Source organism: Catenulispora rubra, from assembly GCF_015356825.1.
Classification (GTDB): Bacteria; Actinomycetota; Actinomycetes; order Streptomycetales; family Catenulisporaceae; genus Catenulispora; species Catenulispora rubra.
On the sequence record NZ_JAACYW010000503.1, the window covers coordinates 1 to 4,056 of the forward strand.

Sequence of the window (4,056 nt, forward strand, 5' to 3'; positions counted from 1 at the left end):
GGGTGATCCTGGTACCCTGGGATCACCGCGAAGGGGAGTAGCTCCAACGCCGGGACGTCGACATACTGGCCCGCCTGGGCCCGGCCCCCGGGACGCCTGCGAGGGTGTTGAGCAAGACCTTCGGCCCGCAGCGACAGCTGCCGCGCCGAAGCCTCCCCGAAATCGGGCCTCGGCGCGGCCCGACTCGAAGGACTCACCTCGCGTGGACCTGATCATCATCCTGACCGTGTTCGGGATCGTCTTCCTGGCCGAGTTGCCGGACAAGACCGCCCTCGCCTCCCTGGTGCTCGGCACCCGCTATCGCCCGTCGCAGGTGTTCGTCGGCACGGCGGCTGCGTTCCTCGTGCACGTCGTGCTCGCCATCGCCGCCGGGAGTCTGCTGACGCTGCTGCCCGGGCGCGTGCTGCACGCCGTGGTCGGCGCGTTGTTCCTGATGGGCGCTTTTCTGCTGTTGCGCGGACGCCATGAGGAGGAGGAAGAGGAGCACCTGGAGCTGAAGGGGGACAAGCCCGCGACGTTCCGGCGGGTCGCCGGAATGAGCTTCGGCGTGATCCTGGTCGCCGAGTTCGGCGACCTGACGCAGATCGTCACCGCCAACCTCGCGGCCAAATACCACGACCCGATCTCGGTCGGCATCGGAGCCACGCTCGGCCTGTGGGCGGTGGCCGGACTGGCGATCGTCGGCGGGCGCGGGCTGCTGAAGGTGGTGCCGATCACGGTGATCACGCGGATCGCGGCGGCGATCATGGGAGTGCTGGCGGTGATCAGCCTGGTCGATGCGATTCGCGGCTGAGGTAAGGCAAGGCAATCAGAGCAATTATGTACTCAGGCCAGTGGGCGGCTTGGATTTCAGGCCGCTGCCGCACAGGGGCGCTACCGCCAGCGGTAGGTCGTGTTCGTTGTCGCGGTCACCGTCGCTGTAGCCGATGAGTCCGGCGCTGATGGCGGCCCAGCACGCGGCGCCGGTCGGCTCCACGTAGAGGCCGGCGCGCGCCAAGGCGGCGTGGGCTGCGCGGACTTGGTCGTCGGTGACGGTAGTGATGGCGCCGCCGGTGCTCCGTACGGCTTCGAGGATCTGCGCGCCGCGGGCCGGGCGGGCGATGGCGATGCCTTCGGCGACGGTGAGTTTGGGCGTGATCGGCGCAGGCTCGTTCTGGCCGTTGCGGAAGGCGGCGGCGAGGGGCGCGCAAGGCGCAGCCTGGACGGCGACGATGCGGGGTAGGCGGTCGATCAGGCCGGCGGCGAGGAGTTCGCGGGCGCCGAGATAGGCGCCGAGGACGAGCGTGCCGTTGCCCAGCGGGAGGACCAGGGTCTGCGGGAGGCGGCCGCCGAGTTGTTCCCACAGCTCGAAGACGTAGGTCTTGGTGCCGTGGAAGAAGAAGGGGTTGTGGACGTGGCTGGCGTAGAGGGTGCCGGGAGTGTCGGCGGCCTCGGCTGCGGCGTCGGCGGTGTCCTCGCGGGAGCCGGGGATCTGGTGAACCGTGGCGCCGTAAGCCCGGAGTTGCGCGACTTTGCCGGGTGAAGTGGCCGCCGGGACGTAAACCTCGCAGGCGATACCGGCTCGGGCGGCGTAAGCGGCGACGGCCGTGCCGGCGTTGCCGCTGCTGTCGGCGACCATGCGGCCGACGCCCAGGCCGCTGGCGAGCGCCGCGAGGAGAACGGCGCCCCGGTCCTTGAACGAGCCGGTGGGCATCAGGTAGTCGACCTTGAGCCGCACGTCCGGCCGGCCAGGCGCCGTGACCAGCGGGGTCATACCCTCGCCGAGGGTGATGGCGGCGGGCTCGGCGAGCGGGAGGGCTTCGGCGTAGCGCCAGAGAGTGGCCGGGCGGCGGGCCAGGTCGGCTGCGGTCGGGAACGCGGGGGTGAAGCCGGCCAGGTCGAGGATGCCGTGGCAGTCGGCGCAGCGCCAGGCGAGGGATTGCAGGGAGTGGTGGGTGTCGCAGGCGGCGCAGTAAAGGGTGAGGTTCGCGCTCCAAGACGATCCCGAACGCACCGCCGGACCTGGAACGGTGACGTTCGCGCTCAACGACGAGTCCGAATGCACCGCCGGACCCGGGGTTTGCGGGAGGTCCGAAATCGACGCGCTCGGTTCCGCCACTGTCGCCTCCGGGTCAGGGATGTGATCGCTGCCCGTCAATATCCCATGATCGGCGAACGAACGCCGCCGTGGCGCAGGAGCCGCAGGTCAGCAGCCGCGCAGCAGCGAGGACTCGTGCCGTCGCAGCAGACGCAGCACCAGCGCCAGGCAGGCCGCGCCGAGGACGACGAGCATCCCGATGTCCGCGCTCCACTGCAGGATCGAGTGCTGCCAGAGCGGGTCGGTGGTGGTGCGGCCCTGGGGCGGGCCCATGATGTTCGGCAGGTTGATGGTCGCGGCTTCGGCGGCGACCGCCCAGCGCGACGGGGACAGCCAGGCCAGTTGCTCCAGGGCCGGGCTGTGGAAGAGCGGGAACAGGGAGCCGCAGAAGACGACCTCGACGATCGTGATCAGGACCAGGAGCGGCATGGTCTTCTCGGTGGTGCGGACGACCGCGGAGACGACCAGGCCGAGGAGCATCGAGGTGACGCCGAGCAGGACCGCCGCCAGCATCAGTTCGGGGACCGCGGTGCCGGAGATGAGCAGGCCGTGGGCCGGCAGGCGGCGGGGCAGCAGGCAGATCGCCGACAGGACGATGGTTTGGGCCGCGGTGATCACGCCCAGGACGATCGCTTTGGACATCACGTACGCCGAGCGCGATAGTCCTGCGGCGCGTTCTCGGTCGTAGACGCCGCGTTCCTTGATCAGCTCACGGACCGCGTTGGCGGCGCCGGTCAGGCAGGCGCCGACGGCCAGGACCAGGAGCACGGTCGGGGCATCGGTGTTCTTGTCGCCGCCGGAGGCCGCGGCAAGGCCGGAGGACGCCGGGATGGCCAGGCTCAGCACGCCCATGATCATCGGGAGCGCGGCGAGCAGCATCAGGTGGCCGCGGTCGGCGGAGATCACCGCGAGGTAGCGGCGGATGAGGGTGCGGAGCTGCGAGGCCCAGCTCTGGGAGGCGCGGGGCGAGGAGTAGCAGGAGGAGGGTGCGACGGCGGCCTTGGAAGGCACCGGAGTCGAGGTCGAGGTCGCGGCGGCGGTCGACGCAGCGTCAGAGTCCCGGGACTCTCCGGGACCAAAGTCCTCGGTCGAAGACCGCGGTGAAGGAAACGTCGGCGCCCCAGACGACTCCGTGCCGGACGACTCCGCGCTGTATATGAGGTGGTACTCGGACGAGCGATACGCCCCGGCCCAGTCGTACCCACGTCGGCACGAGAAGGCGAGGAACACGTCCGCCCATGTCTCGCATTCGAAGAACGCCAGCGCCTCCTGCGGCGGGCCGTAGTACGCCACTCCCCCGCCGGGCGCCATCACCAGCAGCAGGTCGCAGGCTTGGAGCTCGGCGACCGAGTGCGTGACCACGAGCACCGTGCGGCCCTCGTCGGTCAGGCAGCGCAGCATGCGCATGACGTCGCGGTCCATGCCCGGGTCCAGGCCCGAGGTCGGCTCGTCGAGGAACAGCACCGAGGGCTTGGTCAGCAGCTCCAGCGCCACGGACACCCGCTTGCGCTGGCCGCCGGACAGGGTGGCGACCTTGTTGCCCTCGAACTCGGTCAGGCGCAGGTCGGTCAGGACCTCGTCGATGCGGCGCTCGCGCTGCTCGGCCGTCGTGCCCTGGGGAAAGCGCAGGGCGGCGGCGTAACGGAGGGCGGCCTTCACGGTGAGCTGCGCGTGCAGGACGTCGTCCTGCGGGACCAGGCCTATTCGGTGGCGGAGCACGGCGTACTCGGCGCACAGTTCGTGGCCGGCGTAGCGGACCGAGCCGGAGTCGGCGGGACGGGAGCCCGTCAGCGCGCGCAGCAGGGTCGACTTGCCGGAGCCGGAGGGGCCGATGACGGCGACCAGCGCCTGCTCGGGGACGTCGAAGCCGACGTCGTCGGCAACAGCGACGTCGGGGATGCACGTGCCCGTGTCTGTACCCGTGTCTTCAGTCGCGACAGTCATCGCTGTCCGCTCCTTCCTGTCTCACCCAGCAATAT

General features: G+C 70.4%; 3 protein-coding genes. 1 reads left to right on the top strand and 2 read right to left on the bottom strand.

The window, feature by feature from the left end; translation table 11 throughout:
• Positions 1 to 202 precede the first annotated feature (202 nt).
• A complete protein-coding gene (locus GWK61_RS53100) occupies positions 203 to 793 on the top strand; it encodes a TMEM165/GDT1 family protein (RefSeq protein WP_194921931.1) in 591 nt (196 codons plus the stop codon).
• Between the two features lie 24 nt (positions 794 to 817).
• On the opposite strand, the gene GWK61_RS53105 is transcribed toward GWK61_RS53100, so the two are convergent.
• Positions 818 to 1,993, bottom strand: coding sequence for a pyridoxal-phosphate dependent enzyme (locus tag GWK61_RS53105; RefSeq protein WP_438939834.1), 1,176 nt, complete (start codon positions 1,991 to 1,993; stop codon positions 818 to 820).
• Between the two features lie 192 nt (positions 1,994 to 2,185).
• On the bottom strand, positions 2,186 to 4,021 hold the full coding sequence (locus GWK61_RS53110; RefSeq protein WP_194921938.1) for an ABC transporter ATP-binding protein/permease: 1,836 nt from the start codon (positions 4,019 to 4,021) through the stop codon (positions 2,186 to 2,188).
• Positions 4,022 to 4,056 lie beyond the last annotated feature (35 nt).

What these genes read in the sequence shown, in the direction of transcription:
- GWK61_RS53110 (WP_194921938.1), bottom strand. Translation starts at nt 4,021, where the DNA reads ATGACTGTCGCGACTGAAGACACGGGTACAGACACGGGCACGTGCATC.